A 19,988-nucleotide genomic window follows, 5' to 3' on the forward strand; every position below is an offset into this window, starting at 1 on the left:
ATGGATCTTCTCAATGGCCGATATCATATCGGCGGCATTGCTGTTGACGAACTCTGCACCATTGCTGGTGCCCCCGTCTACGTTTATGATACTGCCATCATGGCCCGCCAGGTAGACCGGCTTCGGTCTGCCTTTCCTGCGGTCAAACTCCGCATCATGTATGCATGCAAGGCACTCACGAACGTCTCGGTCCTGAAGGTGATGAGGGGGCTTGGCACCGGCCTCGATACGGTGTCCTTGCAAGAAGTGGAACTAGGTCTGCATGCCGGCTTTGCTCCGGAAGAGATCCTCTACACACCAAACATGGTCTCGTTCGAAGAGTTGCGCACTGCCGTGAACCTCGGCGTGCACATCAACATCGATACGATCTCGGTTCTTGAGCGATTCGGTCACGAATTCGGTTCACGTGTGCCCGTCTGTCTCCGCGTCAATCCCCATATCATGGCAGGGGGCAATGAGCGGATCAGTACTGGTCATATCGATTCCAAATTCGGGATCTCCATCCATCAGATGCGTCATGTACAGCGGATCGTTGCAACACACGGTATCCATGTGAACGGACTTCACATGCATACCGGAAGCGATATCGTTGATGCCGATGTGTTCCTGCAAGGCGCAGAGATCCTGTTTGAAACAGCAGAGATGTTTCCAGAGCTCACATTCGTCGACTTCGGAAGTGGCTTCAAGGTGCCCTACAAGCCGGATGATATCTCAACGGATATCGAAGATCTCGGTGCGAAGCTCTCTGCTCGTATCGCAGAATTCAATGCGGGTCGTGCTACGCCGATCGAAGTGTGGTTTGAGCCGGGGAAGTTTCTAGTAAGTGAATCCGGGACGTTTCTCACACGGGTGAACGTTATCAAGCAAACAACGGCAACAGTGTTTGCCGGCGTTGACTCAGGGTTGAATCACCTGATCCGCCCCATGCTCTACAACTCCTATCACCACATCATCAATACAAGTAATCCCACGGGAACGCCGCGCATCTATACCGTTGTGGGATACATCTGCGAGACGGATACGTTTGGTTGGGATCGCAAGCTCAATGAAGTGAGAGAAGGAGACTGCCTTGCCTTCCTCAATGCCGGCGCATACGGATACATGATGTCCAGCAACTACAACAGTCGCTACCGTCCGGCAGAGATCCTTGTTCACAAGGGCAAGGCCCACGTGATACGTCGCAGAGAGACCATTGAAGATCTTCTGTCAACGCAGATCGACGTCGACCTTTAGAAGTGTAGACCGATACCAACGTTCCACATGTGAACGTTCATCGGAGCAACCGTTGTGAACGGCCAGTTCATCTGGTTCATACGTAAGGCCTTGAAGCCTGCGGCCACGCCGTTCTTAAGGATGAAGTAGACGATCGGCATTGCGGCCGGCGATGATTTGCCGATCTCGCGAGCGAACCATGTGGCTCCGGCATCAGCGATGCCTTCGATGCCCTGGCTCAATGCCCAATACCAAAACATGTGTCGCGGATAGATCTGCGACCATTCGTATCCAACGCGAATACTGACGGGACCTGTCACACGCCACTCGATCGTTGGACGCATTGCTTCACCGAACCGCAGAGCCCCTTCAAAATCACGAAGGGCTTGTGCCGAAACAGGATCACTCGTTACGGATTGCGGTGTAACGGCTGTCCAGGAGAGAACAGCATTTGAAGCGAGGAACATGAGGTTAGAGGATTCGCCAAGCTTGTAGCCAAAGCCCGACTCATCGGCGAGACCAACACGGAACAGGTTCGTTGAGCTCGATCCGGCGATCGCCGGGTTATCGCCATCTGCAGGTGTAACGATCCCTTGCGCATCCGCAGCGTTACCATACCACAGATACACATTGTTCGAGTACCGCTGGATGATACTTGGGTCGCGGAACCATGCCTTCTCTCGCCCCATACCCAGCGTACCACCAAAGGTCATGTCTTGTTCAATGGTCCCAGAGATACCCTCACGAGATGGCGTTGCGGATCCATAGAACAGCGAGACCATCGGAGTGCGCTCGTTGAAGTCCACTTCCATCATGAAACTATTCGTTGAATCTTCCTTGTGTGATCGCGAACTCATCGCGAATGTGCTTACGCTCATCACAACAAGACCAAAAACAGCCAGTACCGTTGAACGCATTGTCACTCCCAACACTTGTGATAGGATTCTATTTTCCTGAATCGTCCGATGGACGTTTGCGTCTGCTACGCATTTTGCGTTCTGTTGGTTTCCGTTCGTCGAGATTTTCTTTGAAGACCAATCGATCCGAGGTGTAGACCTTACTTCTGCCTTCCTCGCGTGTGTTGCGTCTGGCGCTGCCACTAGGACCTCCGCCGTAGACGCCGCCGCCGGCACCCGGACGACCACCGCGTTTTGGCCTTCCGCCAAAGCCACCGCGTCCGCCTGTACCACCGCCAGCCCCACCCCGTGTTCCTCCGCCCGGACGAGCTCCGCCGCCTGAGCGCGAGCCTCCGCCACCAAATGCGCCACGCGATCCGCCTCGTGCACCGGCACCAGGTCCACTTCGCCCACGCGCCGGACGATATGCCGGATTTTCGCTGGTAAGCGGCTGCCTCTCATCGAATGAACGCGGCCCTCTTGAGTCTGGTCTCTGGTCCCGTCCCCCGTCCCGTCTTTGGTCACGACTTGGGCCTGGCCGTTGGCCACGACTTGGGCCTGATCTTTGGTCGCGTCCTTGGTATGGTCCTTGGTCCCGTCCTTGTTCCGGTCTCTGGTCCCGTCCTCCGTCCCGTCTTGAGTCCCCTCTTGGGCCCTGTCCTCCGTCCCGTCTTGAGTCCCCTCTTGGGCCCTGTCCTCCGTCCCGTCTTGAGTCCCGTCTTGAGTCCCCTCTTGGGCCCTGTCCTCCGTCCCGTCCTCCGTCCCCTCTTGGGTCAGGCCTTGAGCTTCTCTCATCATCGAACTGCGGATTCGTTCTGCGTTGCGGTGGTTGTTGCCCACCATAACCGCCACGTTGTCCACCGCCGCCGTAGCCACCGCCACCTGTGCGTTGACCACCGCTGCTGCGTTGACCACCGCCGCCACCGTATCCGCCACCTTGACCGCCGCTAGGGCGGGGCTTGCGTCCACGCGGACCACTACTGCGGCCCATGGCCGATTCATTGGTCAGCGGCTGACGTTCCGGATCGCGGTCGCGGTCGTCCCTGTTTCTGTTCTCCATACTCTCTCGTTATCCCTTCTTCCACTTGATGGTACACCCGATGGCCTTTGTGGTGGCTGTTTCGGGCTTCGTGCCGCTGAGAAGTGCATTCACTGCATCTTCAACGAACTTCGATTCTGTTTTTGAGGCGTCATCCGGATTATCGTCGATGGCGCCGATGTATTCTACGGTCCAGCCTGTACGAGTGCGGAGCAAGACAAACACATGCGGTGTCCGGCGAGCCCCATACTTCTTTGCTACAGCCTGTGTTTCATCGATAACGTATGGGAACGGGAACTTCTTCTCCGATGCTCGTTCTTGCATCTTGGTAAAAGAATCTTCCGGTACAGTAACGGTATCGTTCGGATTTACGGCAAGTACCGGAAATCCCTTAGCGGCAAACATTGTGTGCAGTGCAATGATGCGGTCTTCATACTTCACGCTATATGGGCAGTGATTGCATGTGAAGACCAGGATCACTCCTTTGGATTCCACAAAGCTACGCAGTCCTACGAGCTTGCCATCCACATTCTTTAGGGTAAAGTCCGGGGCAGCGTCCCCAACCTTCAGTCCGTCCGGTGCAAGCGGGTTTTGAGCCTGTAGGGGGCTTCCCACTCCGCCAAAGAAGGCAAGGAGCAGACAAAGCGTTACAGCAAATGATCGAATTGTGATATGATCCATTAATGATGATCTCGAAATGTGGTGAATGTCGAGTCGAGCATGCGCTCACTGAATTCTTGTTCTCGGAAGAGTCTCTGTCCGTTCTTCACAAAGAGTGTTGCCGGTATTGCCCCGCTCCATGTTGGATCCACCTTGTCGATCCACAGATGTGGCTTCTGTTCATCAAGCAGGACCGTTTCGCATGCATATGCCTTCTTCCGAAGGAATGGGATAACCTTTGTTTTGAGGTCTGACGGCGAGTCGAGGCTTACAAGGAGTACCACTACCGGACTTCCAGATACCCGACGTGCCAGTTTATCGAAGGACGGGAGCTCTTCAACACACGGTTTGCACCATGTTGCCCAGAAGTTCACCACGTAGGTCGTGTCTTTTCCGTTGGCGAATCGTTGTTCAAGATCAACGAGCGTGACCTTTGGAACGGCCAGGCTGAACATCGAACAAAGAAGCGCTACAACGATCACGTGATCACATCACCGACTGGTTCAAGAAGTTCGGCTTCGGTTGGGTTGACCTTGATCCTCGAAACCTCCCGTGTAATGGGGAATGCTTCGAGAAGTCCTTCTTCAAGGGGCCTCATGAGCGGTTCGATGATCTCGCGGTCCTCTGCATGCAGCCAAGCTTGTCTGTCCGTTTTTGGGATCACCACCGGCATTCGCTGTTTTGCATTGTGCACATAGGACATCAAGATGTTGGCGTCCGTTGTCACGATCGAAAAGGTCCGGTGCTGCTCCCCACTGTCCTTATTCGTCCACTCTTCCCAAATGCACCCAAGAGTGAAGATCTCTGATCCGGTCATTTGCACGAAATGTGGCTGTTTGATCGGTCCGTCGTGTCTCCACTCCACAAATCCATTGACTGGTAAAAGCCCCCTTCGTTTCACGATGGCATCGCGAAATGATGGTTTTGTGTAGATCGTTTCCCTTCGGGCATTCAGCGTCATATCACGCAGTTCATGTGCAGCAGCCTCGTCCTTTGTCCACCTTGGGATCAATCCCCATTCCATCAGCGAGACCCGGTCCGGTTCAGAGCCGGTAACGAAGGGTAATGACGGGTGCGCAAATGCAGAGACGTGAAAGAACGGCGTATAGTCTTCCGGATGGTCGAACAACGCCCCTGTATCGGTCTCAATGACGTGCGTTGAGGCAAAGATCGATACCGTAAAACACACGTTAGCGAAGGAACGGGAACACTACCATTGCAACAAGGATCACGATCCCGGCCATCATTACCAAGGCATAGTTCTGAGCCACACCTGATTGGATCTTACGAAGTGCGGAACCTGTTGCACCAACAACCCGTGCTGAGCCATTCACAGCACCATCGATCAGAACTACGTCTGCGATCTTCCACAGAAAGTCCCGCGAAAGAGCTACGATCGGACCGGCGATGAGCATGTGGTAGATCTCATCTACGTAATACTTGTTCAGCAGCAATTGATAGAGACCCTTGAACTTCGCGGCCATGACTGTTGCTTTGTCGAGTCCATTAGCATAGATCCGCTTGGCAAAGAGAATGCCGAGGATGGCCAGTACGGTAGATGCCGTCATGAGCATGATCTCGAGCGAGGTATGGTCACCGCCATGAACTGGCAACATGGACATTCCGCTTGCGAAGATCGGCTCGAGCCAATGTTCAAGGAGATTCGGGAAATGTATCGCATGTCCGATCACGTGCGGTACGCCAAGGAAGCCACCGAAGATCGAGAGGAAGGCCAATACGATCAGAGGGATCGTCATCGTTGATGGCGACTCATGCGGGTGTAGGTGATGATGATCGAACCGTTCCGTACCATCGAATGTGAGCGTGGTTACGCGCCACATGTAGAACGCCGTTGTGAAGGCCGCAACGGCACCAACGGCCCAGAGAACTGGACTACCATTGAGGAATGCAAACCAGAGGATCTCGTCCTTGGAGAAGAATCCGGAGAGGAATGGGATACCAGAAATGGCAAGTGTACCGATGAAGAACGTGCGATACGTGATCGGCATATACTTCTTGAGTCCGCCCATCTTCATGATGTCCTGCTCATGGTGCATTCCGTGAATAACAGAACCGGCACCGAGGAAGAGCAGAGCTTTGAAGAAGGCGTGTGTCATCACGTGGAAGACACCGGCGGTGAAGGCACCCACGCCGAGTGCTACGAACATGAAGCCGAGCTGCGATACCGTTGAATAGGCCAGAACCTTCTTGATATCACGCTGTGCGATACCGATGGTACCGGCAATGAGAGCCGTTGTGATTCCGATGCCGGCAACAACGGCAAGCGTTGTTGGAGACATTGCAAAGAGCACGTTGGTACGAGCGATGAGGAAGATACCGGACGTGACCATCGTTGCAGCGTGGATCAGTGCCGAAACCGGAGTAGGACCTGCCATAGCGTCAGGAAGCCAGATTCCAAGCGGGATCTGCGCGCTCTTACCGGTACATCCGAGGAAGAGCAGCAGCGTGATGACGGTAACGGCGGTACCGCCAACAGAGAGAACTCCGGGAGCCTGAGCGTTGATGGTTGCGTAGTCCAGAGTGCCAAACGTGTTGAACAACATGAACATTGCAAGAAGCACACCGAAGTCACCGATGCGGTTCACTACAAAGGCCTTCATCGCAGCGTCGCCTGTCCATGTGATCTTCGTTCCGTCGAACTTCCTGTCATACCAGAAACCGATGAGCAGATACGATGCCAAGCCCACACCTTCCCACCCGAGGAATGTCAGGAGGAAGTTGCTGGCAAGGACCAGGTTCAGCATCATGAAGACGAAGAGGTTCAGATAGGCGAAGAACCGTGGGAACCCCTTATCGCCATGCATATAGCCAATGGAATAGACATGGATCAGGAAGCCGATCCCCGTGATGATGAGCGTGAACAGGATCGACAGTTGGTCGAACTGATATGCCACATCAACATTGAAGGAACCCGTTGCGATCCACGAGTAAACCTTGACGATCACCGTTCGATCTTCGGGGGCTCTATTGACGAGTCCGACGAAAACCATCACGGCCGTAACGAAGCTGGCAAGGATGGCCGAGCTTGCCATGCCCCCTATCAACTTTTCGTTCTTGATGCGTTTGCCAAAGAAGGCAACGATCACAAAACCGATGAGGGGGAAGAGGGGTATCAGTGCTGCGTAGTTCATCCGATTTCCGGGGCGATTGTCTCGAAGTCCAGTTTCTCTACGTCCATCTCGAGATGGTGGAAGTGAATGCGCATCGTCTCATCCACAACCATCATTGAATTGCGTTCTACCTTCATCCAGTCCGATCTGCGAGCGGTGAATGGCTCGGAGGCCACCACGATCGAGCTCGGTTTACCGTACGATGGTTCCATAACACAATGGTCGCCAACACAATGATACTCACGTCCGTGCATGTAGTACAACGATGCCGGTTGAACATTTGGGTTGGTTGTGTAGCGAACGGCGATAAGGCAGGTTCCGTTGGTAACGGCAAGATTGAGATATGAATGTTGTCGAACCGCAGATTCCATCAACAACGTGTTGAGGTCTGCGAACATCCCCTTCATTGCCTGTACCATGTCTTCGCAGGTAACACTTCCGTGCGGATCTGCGATGTGATTCAGAAAGAGACCGAACAGATGCTCGGAATCCGTGCTGCCATGAATGGCATCGTATGCTGTGTCATTGAGTGTGCGCAGGAGTTTGCGACGGATCTGTTTGAAGCCGCCAACAACTCCATTGTGCATGAACATGAGCTGACCGCAGGAGAACGGGTGGGAGTTCATTTCTTCCACCGGCATACCGGGAGATGCAGCGCGAACGTGCGCGAACATACACGGCGAGTTGATCTTCTTGGCCAGACTCTTCAGGTTGTGATCGCTCCATGCCGGCTTGATACTGCGGAATACGCACGGCTCGTTGTCGAGCTCCGGTGCATAGAATCCGATACCAAACCCATCGCCATTCACGGATACGGACATCTCACCCGCATTCATCGTCTGCGCCGTAACGAGCGAGAACTTGGGTTTATAGAGCAGATCGTCCGCTAGGATGGAAGGTCCGATATAGGCGATAAAACGGCACATGCGCGTTTACGGGGCTCAGTTAAGAGCTGCCTTCTCCGTGCACCACGTGTTGTAAACACCATCAAGCAGGAGATTGAACGCATCTGCAGCTTCACGAGCGGAATCAAGCGCGGCTTGCTTCTGCTCATCCGTGATGCACATGCGCTCGAGCGCTTCGCGCGTTACCGTGCGGTGGATCTCATCGGCGTGCTCGTGGACGGCAAAGAACTCAAGACCGTTCTTCGTGTCGAGGTCATACCACTTCTTGAGTCCAGCGATCTTCGTTGTGGAGATCTCCGGGATCTGTGATTCGTACGCATACAGGGCTGCAAGGCCTTCTGCCGGGTTGTTACGTCCTGCGAGTTCCTTGAGGATGCGAACAGAGGCGCGTGTGTGAGGAAGGAAACGGCGTTCCTTGATGTCCTCACGCTTCATGCCCAGTTCTTCTGCAAAACGGAGCCAGAGTTCCGGGTGATTGTCCGGACCGTGCTCTTCTTCGATGAGATTCTCGAGAAGCATCTGGCGGACCACCATGTCTTCCGTGTTGGCATGTGTTGCGCTCACGTACGTTGGGAACGCATGAACCTGATGGTAATACTCTGCAGCATACTCACGAAGCATTTCCTTTGTGAGGGTGCCTTCGTTCCACATGATATAGAACGGGTGTTGGAGCATGTGACGCTCTGTCACGATCTCGTCGAGCTTGATCAGGAATTCTTCGGTCGTCATGAGGTCGTCCTCGGATTGGTTGAAGTGCGGTGGAATGAGAGGCAAAGATAGGTCTTTTCGTAGTTTTGCCCTGTACCTATGAACGCAATAACGACTGAAATTCATGCCGGCCCGATGGAATGGGCCGATCCGGACAGCGACACCCTGGTGGACGTTGGTCTGGCTGCACGTGTGATCCTCTACAATGACGAGGAACATACCTTCGACGAGGTGATCACCCAGATCATTTCGGCCACCGGTTGCTCCTACGATCATGCTGAAGGCCTCACCTACGAGGTCCACTCTCGCGGCCTCGCCATGGTCTTTGAAGGACAGATGCCGGAATGCCTCCGCGTGAGCAGCGTCCTTGAAGAGATCGCGCTGCATACGAATGTCACCTTTTAAGACAGTGACGTAGTGACAAAGTGACGTAGTGACTATGTCACTTAGTCACTTTAACTATGGCTTTTTTGGCGGCGGTGCTACACGTGTGGAGTCCGTTGTGCTGCCTGGCATGGTGCCCTGGGCGTTTTTCAGCTGCTGCTGAAGCAGGTCATTCACTGAGCCCCCGTTGGGGGAAAGACCGGGGATGTTTGGCAGAGTAACATTCGGTCCGGTTACCTGGAGCGCATCCTGGTTGTTCTTGATGAGCTGTTGCAGAACGTTCTGCTCGCCTGCCTTTGCCTTGTCGAGAAGCTCCTGATCGAGATCGCGGAAGAGTGTGGAGTCCGTGATCTCTACGCCGTTGGCCTTGGCCAAGGCGTATTCAACGCTGGCATGGATCTCCTTTGCGTATTGCGACCTCGGATACCGTTCGAGCAAAAGGCCATAATAATACAGGGCACTGTCGTTCATATTCCTGTCGCGCTCATACATCCATCCCATAGCGTAGAGCGCCTTGGGGGCATATTCGTTCTCTGGGAATTTCTCAACGATAGCCATGTACTGACGTGAAGCGTAGCCGTAGTCCTTCACCAAGCGGAAGCTGTTCCCGGACCTGTAAAGTTCGGCGGCATCGTCAATGCCACCCTCCGAAGAGAACCCAAGATTAGCGGATGCTTCTCGTGCGAACTCTGATTTTGGCCAACGCTCTGCTACGATCTCAAACAAGGAATCAGCTCTGTCGGGATCTGTGTCCCTGATCAGACGTGCTTGCGAGAAGAGGTATCGACCTCTGGCTGGGTCGTTCGCCGACGTGCTGTCATAGGCGTAGTTGTAGTACACGAGCGCCGAATCATGTTGTTCAAGCTGCTCAAAGATCCGCCCAAGCGTGAAAAACTCAACGGATCTCCGTTGAATCAACGAGTCCTTGTACGTGGTGTCTATGACCAACGCTTGGTCAATGCTGCGGATCTTTTTGCGCTGATCGTCCCATTGCTTGAGCAAGGTGAAGTACTTGTTCGCAACATCGTAGACGGGCGTACGGACAACCTTTGCCTTAGCGAAATACTTCAGGGCCTCGTTGTAGTTGCCGGTTTTGTAAAGCCCCATTCCCTTTTGGAATGACTGGGCCATCATTTCCGGTCGACCAACAAACGAGGTGTCGGCCTGACGTTCTCGGGCAATGACGGCCGGGTCCTTAGGGTTCTCACTGCGAAGCCGGTCTAGGGCAAGTCTCTCTGCCTCGATATAGGATGTCCACTCGCTGAAGTTCTTGTTGGCATCAAGGTCGTCAAAGATCTTCTGGGCCTCGTCATACTTGCCAAGCCGAACCAAACATGAACCGCCATAGAGCAAGGCTTCAAATTCGGCCAGTGCATCAGGGGTCTCATCGAATACCTTGCGGAAGGCGGCTTCTGCCAGGGCATACTCGCCAAGTCGGTAGTAGATCGACCCAACGTCTACTTGCCACCGAGCACGCTGCTCTCCGTCCTCACATTGTGCAACGGCCTGTTTGTAGGGGTTCACAGCCTTATCGATCTGACCGTCCTCGATAGCCATCTCTGCTTGAATGCGATATGCCTCGGAGAGGATATCATAACGATCCTTGTACCAGGCAACGTCAACGGCTCTCGACAACGCCTGCTTCCCTTGCGTCATCTTCCTCTGCATGAGATAGTCTTTTGCAAGAAGAAGGTGTGCATCCGGAGAATAGTCGCCATCGGCAAATCGTTCAACGAGCTCGATACACTTCTGTTGAGACGGCACCCATTCCGACCGAATAAAGTAGGCCTCGGCCATCAGATACAACGAACCCTGGATGTAATCGGACTTCGGGTGATTGGCCACAACCTTCGATCCCTTGATCAGGATCGAGTCTACCTTTGTAGCCACGGGTTGCAGTTTGGCACGCTCAATAACAAAGGCACGCAGGAACTGATACGTTGCGTTCTTCGGCGGCCCACCCACAAGTCGCATACTGTCCATAGCCGGCACTAATACACGCGGCTTGTTGCGCTTGTTCTCGTCCTGAAAATCAAACTCGTCCTTCACCTCGGTCATGATCCGACGCATGTTGTAGTACGTGTTGAAATACGTGGTCTGGTTGTCAAACCACGCACATCCTTGCGTACCTACTGCAATGATCAGGAGGATAAGGGGCGATATGGTGCGGGAACGGATCAAATGGTCTTGCGGAGCCAGCGGTTGCGCATTTCTTTCTGACGGTCGGTGGGCTGCTCTATTTCAACCACCCGAAGCGTTGGCTGGGCCAACGGGGTGATCGTTGCGGTGTACAAACGTCCGTCACAATGTCCGGTCAGAACCGTGGGCATTCCGATCCGAGCACCACAATAATGGTCAACATTGGCCGGGGAAGCAACTCGCCTGCCCTCAATGGCTACGATCTCGTCATCGATCCCAATGCCGGCTTGGGCAGCCGGCGACCCATCATCTACGGCCCTCACAACGACTTTCCCGCCGATTTCCGCCACTGCCATGCCGAGATAGGGGGCTGGTGGTACGTTGGCAAATGCTACAGCCTCGCCGATCTTGACGGGTTCAGGAGCTTTTGGCGTATCCATCACCTTGAGTCCTACGGCTTCCAGTATCTCGTTATATGGCAGCTCGGTGGTTCCGTTGAGCCATGCCATCAGCCGATCCTTGATCTGGATCTTCGTCGATCCTTCGATGAGCTCGATCACTTCGTCTTCTGTGAGTCCCTTCGACGAGTCGGCTTGATATCTCGTCCAGAATGCGCGCATCGCATCGTCAAGAGAATATTTACCGTCGCTGTGATCGATCAGGTAAACATCTAGCAGGAGGATGATCACGCCCCCTTTGAGATAATACGAGGGGAATCTGTTGGAGCCATCCGGACTTGCCATGTAGAGCTTGAGCCAGGCAAGGGTTGAACTGTCGCGCGTGGACATGGCACTCCTGCCCTGCACCGTGGCGAGCTTTCCAATGTGATCCTTTGAGAGGATCTCGATGTATTCCTTGGCCGTGGAGAATCCGCATCGATACGCAAGCAGATCATCATAGTACGATGTGAGACCTTCAGCAAGCCACAACATCGGTGTATAGGTCTCGCGTGTGTAATCGAACGGTCCGAGCTCGATGGGTCTGATCCGCTTCACATTCCAGAGATGGAAATATTCGTGACAAAGCAGCGAGAGCAGTCCGATCACCTTTGACTTATCGAGCATGGCCGACGGATCAACGGCATTCACGCTTGAGCGTGCGTGTTCCAATCCGCCCCCTGCCCCGGGATAGACCTGGATGATGAAGACGTATCGATCATACGGCACACCACCGAACATCCCGGCTTCCACGGTAACAATGCGTTTGATCTGCTCGGTAAGCCACGAAACATCAAGCGTGAAATTCGTTGGCACTGCTACTTCATGCTTTGCGCCTGCTAGGTCAAATGTCTGTATTTGATGATCACCGATCTCAATGGGTGAATCAGCGAGTACATCATAATTCAAAGCTCCCAACAACATCCCTTGTGATGAGGGGGCTTGCACCGGCGAGAGTGATGTTGAAACACTTGGCCACGTGGATACATCGTGCGTGAGCAGCACGTGATGGATCTCATTGGTGCGACCTTCTACATACATGCAGACGGCTGTTGGAACGAGGAAGGCGTGGAATCGATTGACGTGATTTGTGCGTACGGTACGCTCATGTGCATAGATCACGTAGTCGATCTCTACAGTGCTTGCGCCTTGTGTATCGATCACGAGTGAGGCTTTGTCTCTCCAGTTCGATGTTGTGCGCTTGCGGGCAGCACCGGTACCGACCCATGTAGTGACGTTGCCTTGATATCCTGCATAGTCGCGGATCTTATAGCTGCCCGGTGACCATGATGGCATCACGACGGTAACGCTTGAACCCGTAACGGAGTCGATGCGCATACGCACAGTGATCAGGTGTTGTGCCGCACGATCGAAGCCAAGTGTATAGGTGATGGCGGCTGTTGTTCCGCGCAGTTGTTCATCGCGTTGTTCGATGGAATACATCAGCGTTGTCCGAAGTAGGTGTTCTTCATAAAGTCTTCGTCAAAGGTCTGGTCTTCTTTCGACTTCACAACATCTGTCCCCTGCGGGACCTCTCCGCCGGTGATCTCGCGGTAATGTTCCCTATTCTCTGCGATCTCCTTCTCCTTTTCGGAGACGGCATCCTGAAGCTCCTTTGTATGCCGCGTTCTCCACGCCTCGTCATCAAGTTCACTTTCGATCACGAACGGGTCTTGTCGGCGGAGTCGGTTCAGCTTGCGCTCTTCAATCTGCAGTCTCTTCTCAAGGATATCGAGTTCTGCCTTCCACCGTTCGATGTCCCAGGTATCGGTGATGTGGTCCTCTGTTTCATTCACGCCGAGCACGGCTAATAATGATCGGAGTTGACTCACATTGCGATCGCGATACGCATTCTGCACGCGGTGCCACTCTTCCGAGCCGGGAGCGTTGGCCCCAACAGCATCGGGGTGGAGTTTTTTCACCAGCGTGCGATACATCATCACAAGCTCTTCATCATCGTGAATGTCCACGCGTTGTTGCGCTGCACGTTCACGCTGTTGAACGTCCATATCAAATGCTTCGCGCAGTCGGCGATTGAACTTGGCGTATTCCTTGTCTACCACTTGATTGACAAGGTCGATGATCTCGGGAGTGAGTCTCTCACCGCGTGCGATCTTGATACTCAACAATTCAACACGACGGAACAGCTCGGCCCCTTCAAGTGCTTTGAACTGCAATTCGCGTTCTAGTTCGCCAAAGTAATGCTGGTAGGTGGCGTTGAGTCGAGGCCGGACCTCGTTGGACAGTCGATGCCACTCCTCAACCGCAGCACGCAGATCCGATCGAACGGTCTGATACTGAGACCTGATCTCTTCGATCTCGGGATGGATCTGGGGAAGCGTCATACCAACAAAGTTACGTTGCAGTTGGTGCCGCTGTCTCCTGCGCCATGAAGCGCGAGACCATCATTTCGGCTACGGCACAAGCAAGTGCAAGGACAATGGCGAGAGGCCAAAGTTCAGAGCCGGTGCGCGCTGCTTGGACCACATCGCGCATCGATCGTTCTGCAGTGACCTCGATGACATGATCGGGATCGGTCACAAGCGGATCCACAGCACTCTTCCATGCTGACTCTTGGAGGTAGGAGAGGCGCGACTCATTGGTAGGACCATTTGCTGTTACGGTCACAACCGGCAATGAATCTGTGGTATAGACCTTTACAACACCGCTGCGGAACTGCGGCGGAATGGATACAACCGTTGCTGTTGGAAGTCGAACCGGCGCTACTGTACTCTTCACCCTGAGAACATCATCAACAACAAAGGCTTCGCGTCCGGCAAGACGCGGAGGAACAGGTACGCGAACAGGCTCACCCAGTACAACATCCACACCTTGGTCGCGCGGAGCCACACAGTAGAGCATGGTTCGCACAACAAAGGCGGCAAAAAGTCCGGTCCCTGGATAGGTACTCCACGGGAGTGTTGGCGCAACGGCGCAATACATCACGCGACCTCTGCCAACCGCTTGCTCGCTGACCAAGGCCCCTGCACCCGTTTGAACGATGTCAACACCGCCGATGGCCGGCCGAATGCGCCATACCTTCGGTGATTCAACGCCTCTATCCTTGTTTCCATCCTCACGGAACACCCCTGCGAACAGCGGATGTGACCTGTCTGTTGTTGTTACGCTGAACGGTGCGTCGTCCGGTGCATTCTGGATGTCCTTCATCGTCAGACCGCAGGCAGAGGCAAGCGCTTCAACACCGGCTTGGTCCGATGCAAAGAGAAGGAGTCCTCCGCCCCTTCAACGAATTGTCGAACGAGTGACGTTTCGGTTTGCGATACTGCGCCGCCGGTGATGACGATCACGTCCACATCACCCAAGCTCGGAGCGGCCTGCGATACCGTACCAAAGGATCGGACGATCGGTGCGCTCCGTTCCATGCCGGGCAGATCGAGAACGGTTCGAACAAAGATGGATTCTGATGTCGGGCCGATCAACGCAACACGAGCTCGTTCAGGAACCGTATATCCTGCCCACCGGACATTGTCACGATCGATAGCATCATTTTCAAGTTCGATCGATGCAGCCATCATCCCCGATCGTTGAGGTGGTGCTGCAAGAGTGATGGTACGAGTTGCACCGGCAGGGATATCCACGGCTCGTTGAGCCACTCGTGTGCCATCAAACGCCATCGATACCAGAACACCAGTTGCATCTCGTTCGCTGCCGTTACGAATGGCCGCTTCGATTTCCACCGGCTTATCGGGCTGAAGAAGTTTTGTGACCACGTGGAGTGAATCAACAGAGAGATTCTGTTCGAGTCCGCGTTGCCCTTCTCCGATACGCACAAGGAAGACCGATGCATCCTTTTCGAGGATGCGACCCGAGTCATCCGACGCACGCCAGCCGATGCTTGATTGAGCATCACTTACAACATAGATCTCCCGGTGAAGATGCAAGGCATCATCGAGGAGGGGGCGGGCAGCACGTAATGACCGCGGAAGGTTGGCAGCACCTTCAGTGAGAGTGATCCGATCGATCTGATCAAGAGCCACTGAGAACGTGCGAGAGAAGTCAACTGTCTGTCCTGGGTCGAGCCCCGTCATTGGCAACACTGCAACCTCATCGCCATCCTGCAGACCAGAAACGATCTGCCGTGCCGTTGCCTGTGCCTGGCGGAGTCGGGAGCCACGCGCGTCGGCTGCCTCCATACTTCCCGAATTGTCGATGAGGATCACAACACTTGAGCGCGATGTAGAACTCAGGAGCGGCAATGAGCCCGGTATGGTTGGTCGGGCAATGGCGATGATCGCAAAGACAATGAGGAGTGTACGCAGGATAAGAAGCAGGATCTGTTGGAGCTTCAGTTTGCGAACGCGTGTCTGTTGCAGTTCTACAAGGAACCGCAATGACGAGAACTCCACCGTGCGCAGGCGGCGCAGGTTGAGCAGATGCAGGAGGACCGGGATGCTCGCGGCCGCAAGGCCGATCAGAGCAAAGGGGTTGAGGAAGTTCATTCAGCGAGCTTCACCTGGCGTTGCAATTCGAAGACTTCATCGCGTGTGAGGTGACGGTATTCGCCGCGGGCAAGACCACGCGTAGTGATACCGGCATACTCTTTACGGTCGAGACGCTTCACATCATATTCAAAGTGTTCAAAGATCCGACGCACCTCACGATTGCGACCTTCACGGATGCTAAGCATCACGTTGGTTCGGTCGGAAGGGTCGATCGTGACCTGACACGGTTGCGTAGGTCCGTCATCCAGATCGATCCCATTTGCGATCTGACGTGCATGGTCCTGACGAAGGGGCTTATCAAGCACTGCCTTATACACGCGCACGATGCCGTAGCGTGGGTGCATGAGCATGTTCGCAAGATCTCCGTCGTTGGTGAGGAGCAAAACGCCAGTTGTATTGCGGTCCAAACGTCCTACCGTGAACAGGCGTGTCTTCAGACGCACGATATCAAAGACCGTGGCTCGCCCCTTTTCATCACTGGACGTGGCGATCACATCCTTGGGCTTGTTGAGGACGATGTAGGTAAGGTGCTTGTAGCGTGTGATCGGCTCACCATGGACTGTTACCATGTCATCGATCTCAACCTTGGTACCGAGTTCGGTTACCACCTTGCCGTTCACCTTCACCACACCTTGGCGGATGAACTCATCTGCCTTTCTGCGCGATGCAACACCGGCATCGGCAATGGCACGGTTGAGCCTCACCGGTTTTTGCGGTGCTACAAAGTTTTGGTCAAGGGGCGGAGCAGATTGCCGCGGTGATGCGGGCTGCTTGGGCGCAGCAGTGCGGGAGGTTTTCTTAGCTGCTGGACGCGTTGGTTTTTGCTGGCGCATAGCGATTCTCATCGTGAGCGTGAAGGGTGTGGAGGACAGTGTCGAAGACCGTATCCACCGTTATGGTTGTCATACATTCATGGGTGCCAAGCGGACACGTTACCGTGCCGTGTGCACTACAGGGTCTGCACGCGAGCTCTCTCTGCTCGATCACGTGCCCATTGGGACCAAAGGGGGCGAACCCAAACTCCGGAACCGTTGGCCCGAACACTGCGATCACCGGCACATGCTGCAGGGAAGCAAGGTGCACGGGAGCACTATCATTCGAAATTACGACATTGGCGCGGGCTATCAGTGCTGCTGCTTGTCGGAGTGTGGTTCTCCCCGAGAGATCAACAACCCCGTCGAGACCCTGCATCATGCCCTGTGTTGCGGCGTCACCAAGGACGGCTACCTGTACGCCAGAGTGTACAAGTCTCTCAGCAAGTGCTCTGTAGCGGTCTGCAGGCCATTGTTTGGTGGGCCATGCCGACCCGGGAGCCACTACGGCAACCGGCCCGCCTGCAGCAGGAACCATCGACTCGATCACAGCCACATCATCCGACGTAAACAACCTTATCGGCGTGAGTTCCTCGATCGTTAGTACGTGCGGAAAAAGGGGCTCCAACAGCTTTAAGTGTCGGCGTGTATCGTGAATGTGCATGGGATACGGGATCGTATCCGACGCGATCCATCGCGTAGCTGCATCCGCATACGTCACCACTCTTTCTGCCTTCAGCGCCCTTGCAAGAAACATCGTGCGCATACTCTTATGCGGCACAACCGCGGTGATCGGACCTCGACTTCGAAGCGACGCAACAAGCTCCCCACGTCCGGCTGACGAACGATGAGCACCCCGTTTATCAAAAGCCACCACCTCATCTACAATGCCAAGCCCCCTCACAAACTCCGCAGCTGCAGGCGTAGTGATCAACACAACATTCGCACCAACATCCATCTGCTTGATGGCTGCACACATCGGCAATGTCAATAGGACATCACCAAGAAAGGCGGTTTGTAGGATGTAATACGTCAAAGTAAGCCAGTTACTAGTTACAAGTTACTAGTTACTCCCCAGTAGATTACGTAATCAGTATCTGCGTAACTAGTAACTAGTAACTAGTAACTAGTAACTGAGTAACTGAGTAACTAGTAACTAGCTTCTCCATCTCCTATGTTGCCACGACCACAATTCCGGTCTTTGAAGGATAACATCTTCGAGTTTTTGGACGTGACGTTTGGTGAGTTCTATGATGCCTTCCTTGGTGTTTTCAAGGTCATGCATTGGCAGCTCGCGTATCGGTGCATTGTACGAACCATCGGCGAGGCGCTCAGCAAAGGCATAAAAGATCGGCGCGTTGTATTTCAGTGCGAGTGCGGCGGGAGCTTCATAGGTTGGTGTTGAGCGTCCAAAGAACTCGATCCACGGATCTTTGTCGATGTGGCCATGTTGATCAACGAGGAAGGCCACAACGCCCCCTGAAGAAAGAGCTTTGACAAGGGGGCGGGCGGCTTCGCCCATTGGGACAACAACGTTTCCAAACCGCGTGCGATAGGCGTTCAGGAAGCGATCGGCTGCCGCATTGGATTGGGGATGAACAACGATGGTCACCGGTGCATCAAGCATGATGCCGGCCGTCATAGCAAGGTACTCCCAGTTGCCATAGTGGGCCGAGAGGAAAATGGATGGTTTGCCAGCACGATGTCTTTCGAGCACGGCATCAAACCCTGGGATCTTTACTAACGAGGGAAGATCGGTCTTTGACAGTGCCGGTGTGGCGAGCAGTTCAGAGAGAACGATGCCGAGGTTCTCATACGAGCCTCGCATGATCACTTCACGCTCCGGTGCGGAGAGATCGGGGAATGCCTGTGTGATGTTGGACATGGTGATGTCTCGGCGAGACGCAGAGAGCCCCATCAATCGTCGGCCAATAAATGCACCGAGGCGCTGCCTACTGCGCGGCCCCAGAGCCTGCGCGATACGTCCAAGCGCAAGAAGTCCGGCAGTAGATGTTGTGTCCGTGATCGACATCACCGATTCGTTGGCATGAGATTCTCCGGTGGGTTTGGAACCGGCGAGAATGCTTTTGCATAGAGGTTATACCAATTCGGTTCGCGCACCTGACCGATCATTGTTGAGTGAACGAGTCGGTGATTCTGCTGGAGTTGCCAGTCTACAAAGTAGAAGTAGACACCGCCTTGGATGTGTTGATAGAACCAGATCTCGTATGGCTTTGCATCGATCGACTGAATGAACTGTTCTACTTGAGTTGGCTGTCCGAATCGCAGGAGTGCTTGGCCACGATCCGTTTTCCATCCGTTACGAAACGCTGCACTTGAATAGAAAGTCTGCGCACGCTTATACATTTCGCGGAACTCATCCAGACGTTCATTGGACATGGTGGTCACGTCAGGGTCTCTGTTACGCCAGAAGAGGAACAGATAGCGCTGCTGTGCCCGTTCGTCTGTACACTGTTCACGAATAGCCTTCTCAGCCGATGATGCCAGTACGTCAGAAAGTTCGAGTTCAAGGGCAAGTCTCTCGCCCTTGATAACAGACCATTCCGAAGCCTGGAACTGCTCATCTTCTGTTAGCATGATCCTGCCTTCAGGGGGCAGTTCGGGATTGAGGATGTAGAATCGTTCCTCGCGGGTATCGTAGACTGTGGCTAGGTCTCTCGACATCATTCGAATCTTCAGCGTATAGACACCGGAGCGGAGAGCGCCGGCTGGGATCTCTTCCCGGACAACAAGTCCGTCACTGCCGCCAACCATCTTCAGATACGACGTGAGTTGTTCGTCGCGCACGTTGTCGAGAACTTGGAACTCCAAGGCGAAAGTGTCGAGCTTGGCTCGAACAGCATTATAGATCTCTGCATAAACGCAGATCGAAGGATCTCGTCCGATGATTTCGTGCCGAGGGTTGGGTACCGCGGGCTGTCCGTTTCGATCGAAGCGAGCATCAGACCCGAGCTTCATCGGCATCACGAACATCACATCGCTGATCACCGGTAGGAACGTAAAGGATCGGACCGAGCTGGAGAAGGTGCTTGTTACGGTTGACGATTTGTCGTTGACATCTGTTGCCACAAACCGAACAAGGTACTTGCCCGGAGACAATGTCAACGGCCGAACCCCGGCAAAGAACCGCTGATGGGCTGGAACCGAGCTTGTGCTGAACGCCGAGGACAACCATTCGTCA

At 54.2% G+C, this 19,988-nt stretch carries 19 protein-coding genes; 2 read left to right on the forward strand and 17 right to left on the reverse strand.

Annotated features, from left to right (window positions below; all coding sequences use genetic code 11):
- Window positions 1-1,233 (forward strand): diaminopimelate decarboxylase, encoded by a 1,233-nt coding sequence (gene lysA / locus IPI29_09650; GenBank protein MBK7412804.1) that lies wholly within the window; start codon window positions 1-3, stop codon window positions 1,231-1,233.
- On the opposite strand, the gene IPI29_09655 is transcribed toward lysA, so the two are convergent.
- The 8 genes from IPI29_09655 to IPI29_09690 are packed head-to-tail and all read right to left on the reverse strand — an operon-like array spanning window position 1,230 to window position 8,572.
- Window positions 1,230-2,129 (reverse strand): hypothetical protein, encoded by a 900-nt coding sequence (locus IPI29_09655; GenBank protein ID MBK7412805.1) that lies wholly within the window; start codon window positions 2,127-2,129, stop codon window positions 1,230-1,232. The two genes, lysA and IPI29_09655, sit on opposite strands and share 4 nt — an antisense overlap.
- 28 nt (window positions 2,130-2,157) lie before the next feature.
- Complete coding sequence (locus IPI29_09660; GenBank protein ID MBK7412806.1) at window positions 2,158-3,168, reverse strand: hypothetical protein; 1,011 nt, start codon at window positions 3,166-3,168, stop codon at window positions 2,158-2,160.
- A 9-nt stretch (window positions 3,169-3,177) separates the two neighbouring features.
- Window positions 3,178-3,828, reverse strand: coding sequence for a thioredoxin family protein (locus tag IPI29_09665; protein MBK7412807.1), 651 nt, complete (start codon window positions 3,826-3,828; stop codon window positions 3,178-3,180).
- Window positions 3,828-4,289, reverse strand: coding sequence for a TlpA family protein disulfide reductase (locus tag IPI29_09670; protein ID MBK7412808.1), 462 nt, complete (start codon window positions 4,287-4,289; stop codon window positions 3,828-3,830). The genes IPI29_09665 and IPI29_09670 overlap by 1 nt, the downstream gene beginning before the upstream one ends.
- Window positions 4,286-4,996, reverse strand: coding sequence for an SOS response-associated peptidase (locus IPI29_09675; protein MBK7412809.1), 711 nt, complete (start codon window positions 4,994-4,996; stop codon window positions 4,286-4,288). Before IPI29_09675 ends, IPI29_09670 begins: the two co-directional genes overlap by 4 nt.
- A 1-nt stretch (window position 4,997) precedes the next feature.
- A complete protein-coding gene (nuoL, locus tag IPI29_09680) occupies window positions 4,998-6,959 on the reverse strand; it encodes an NADH-quinone oxidoreductase subunit L (GenBank protein ID MBK7412810.1) in 1,962 nt (653 codons plus the stop codon).
- The gene (locus IPI29_09685; GenBank protein MBK7412811.1) at window positions 6,956-7,864 is read right to left on the reverse strand and encodes a class II glutamine amidotransferase; all 909 of its coding nucleotides are present in this window, start codon (window positions 7,862-7,864) and stop codon (window positions 6,956-6,958) included. Before IPI29_09685 ends, nuoL begins: the two co-directional genes overlap by 4 nt.
- A 15-nt stretch (window positions 7,865-7,879) precedes the next feature.
- The gene (locus tag IPI29_09690; GenBank protein ID MBK7412812.1) at window positions 7,880-8,572 is read right to left on the reverse strand and encodes a CADD family putative folate metabolism protein; all 693 of its coding nucleotides are present in this window, start codon (window positions 8,570-8,572) and stop codon (window positions 7,880-7,882) included.
- A 114-nt stretch (window positions 8,573-8,686) separates the two neighbouring features.
- Here IPI29_09690 and IPI29_09695 point away from each other — a divergent pair, with 114 nt between their 5' ends.
- Window positions 8,687-8,956 (forward strand): ATP-dependent Clp protease adaptor ClpS, encoded by a 270-nt coding sequence (locus tag IPI29_09695; GenBank protein MBK7412813.1) that lies wholly within the window; start codon window positions 8,687-8,689, stop codon window positions 8,954-8,956.
- A 54-nt stretch (window positions 8,957-9,010) separates the two neighbouring features.
- On the opposite strand, the gene IPI29_09700 is transcribed toward IPI29_09695, so the two are convergent.
- The 9 genes from IPI29_09700 to IPI29_09740 all read right to left on the reverse strand — a co-directional run bounded on the left by IPI29_09700 (window position 9,011) and on the right by IPI29_09740 (window position 19,978).
- The gene (locus tag IPI29_09700) at window positions 9,011-11,116 is read right to left on the reverse strand and encodes a tetratricopeptide repeat protein (GenBank protein ID MBK7412814.1); all 2,106 of its coding nucleotides are present in this window, start codon (window positions 11,114-11,116) and stop codon (window positions 9,011-9,013) included.
- Entirely contained in the window at window positions 11,113-12,954 is a 1,842-nt protein-coding gene (locus tag IPI29_09705; GenBank protein MBK7412815.1) for a M61 family metallopeptidase, read from the reverse strand. The genes IPI29_09700 and IPI29_09705 overlap by 4 nt, the downstream gene beginning before the upstream one ends.
- Window positions 12,954-13,856 carry a hypothetical protein gene (locus IPI29_09710; GenBank protein ID MBK7412816.1) on the reverse strand — a complete coding sequence of 301 codons (903 nt, stop codon included), beginning with the start codon at window positions 13,854-13,856 and terminating at the stop codon, window positions 12,954-12,956. The genes IPI29_09705 and IPI29_09710 overlap by 1 nt, the downstream gene beginning before the upstream one ends.
- 10 nt (window positions 13,857-13,866) lie before the next feature.
- Window positions 13,867-14,679 carry a hypothetical protein gene (locus IPI29_09715; GenBank protein MBK7412817.1) on the reverse strand — a complete coding sequence of 271 codons (813 nt, stop codon included), beginning with the start codon at window positions 14,677-14,679 and terminating at the stop codon, window positions 13,867-13,869.
- A 2-nt stretch (window positions 14,680-14,681) separates the two neighbouring features.
- Window positions 14,682-15,971 carry a BatA and WFA domain-containing protein gene (locus IPI29_09720; GenBank protein MBK7412818.1) on the reverse strand — a complete coding sequence of 430 codons (1,290 nt, stop codon included), beginning with the start codon at window positions 15,969-15,971 and terminating at the stop codon, window positions 14,682-14,684.
- Complete coding sequence (locus IPI29_09725; GenBank protein ID MBK7412819.1) at window positions 15,968-16,807, reverse strand: rRNA pseudouridine synthase; 840 nt, start codon at window positions 16,805-16,807, stop codon at window positions 15,968-15,970. Before IPI29_09725 ends, IPI29_09720 begins: the two co-directional genes overlap by 4 nt.
- On the reverse strand, window positions 16,773-17,822 hold the full coding sequence (locus tag IPI29_09730; GenBank protein MBK7412820.1) for a glycosyltransferase family 9 protein: 1,050 nt from the start codon (window positions 17,820-17,822) through the stop codon (window positions 16,773-16,775). Before IPI29_09730 ends, IPI29_09725 begins: the two co-directional genes overlap by 35 nt.
- 120 nt (window positions 17,823-17,942) lie before the next feature.
- Window positions 17,943-18,818 (reverse strand): hypothetical protein, encoded by an 876-nt coding sequence (locus tag IPI29_09735; protein MBK7412821.1) that lies wholly within the window; start codon window positions 18,816-18,818, stop codon window positions 17,943-17,945.
- Complete coding sequence (locus IPI29_09740) at window positions 18,818-19,978, reverse strand: GWxTD domain-containing protein (GenBank protein ID MBK7412822.1); 1,161 nt, start codon at window positions 19,976-19,978, stop codon at window positions 18,818-18,820. Before IPI29_09740 ends, IPI29_09735 begins: the two co-directional genes overlap by 1 nt.
- Between the last annotated feature and the right edge of the window lie 10 nt (window positions 19,979-19,988).

This window comes from Ignavibacteria bacterium, from assembly GCA_016707005.1.
Lineage (GTDB): Bacteria > Bacteroidota > Ignavibacteria > Kapaibacteriales > Kapaibacteriaceae > UBA10438.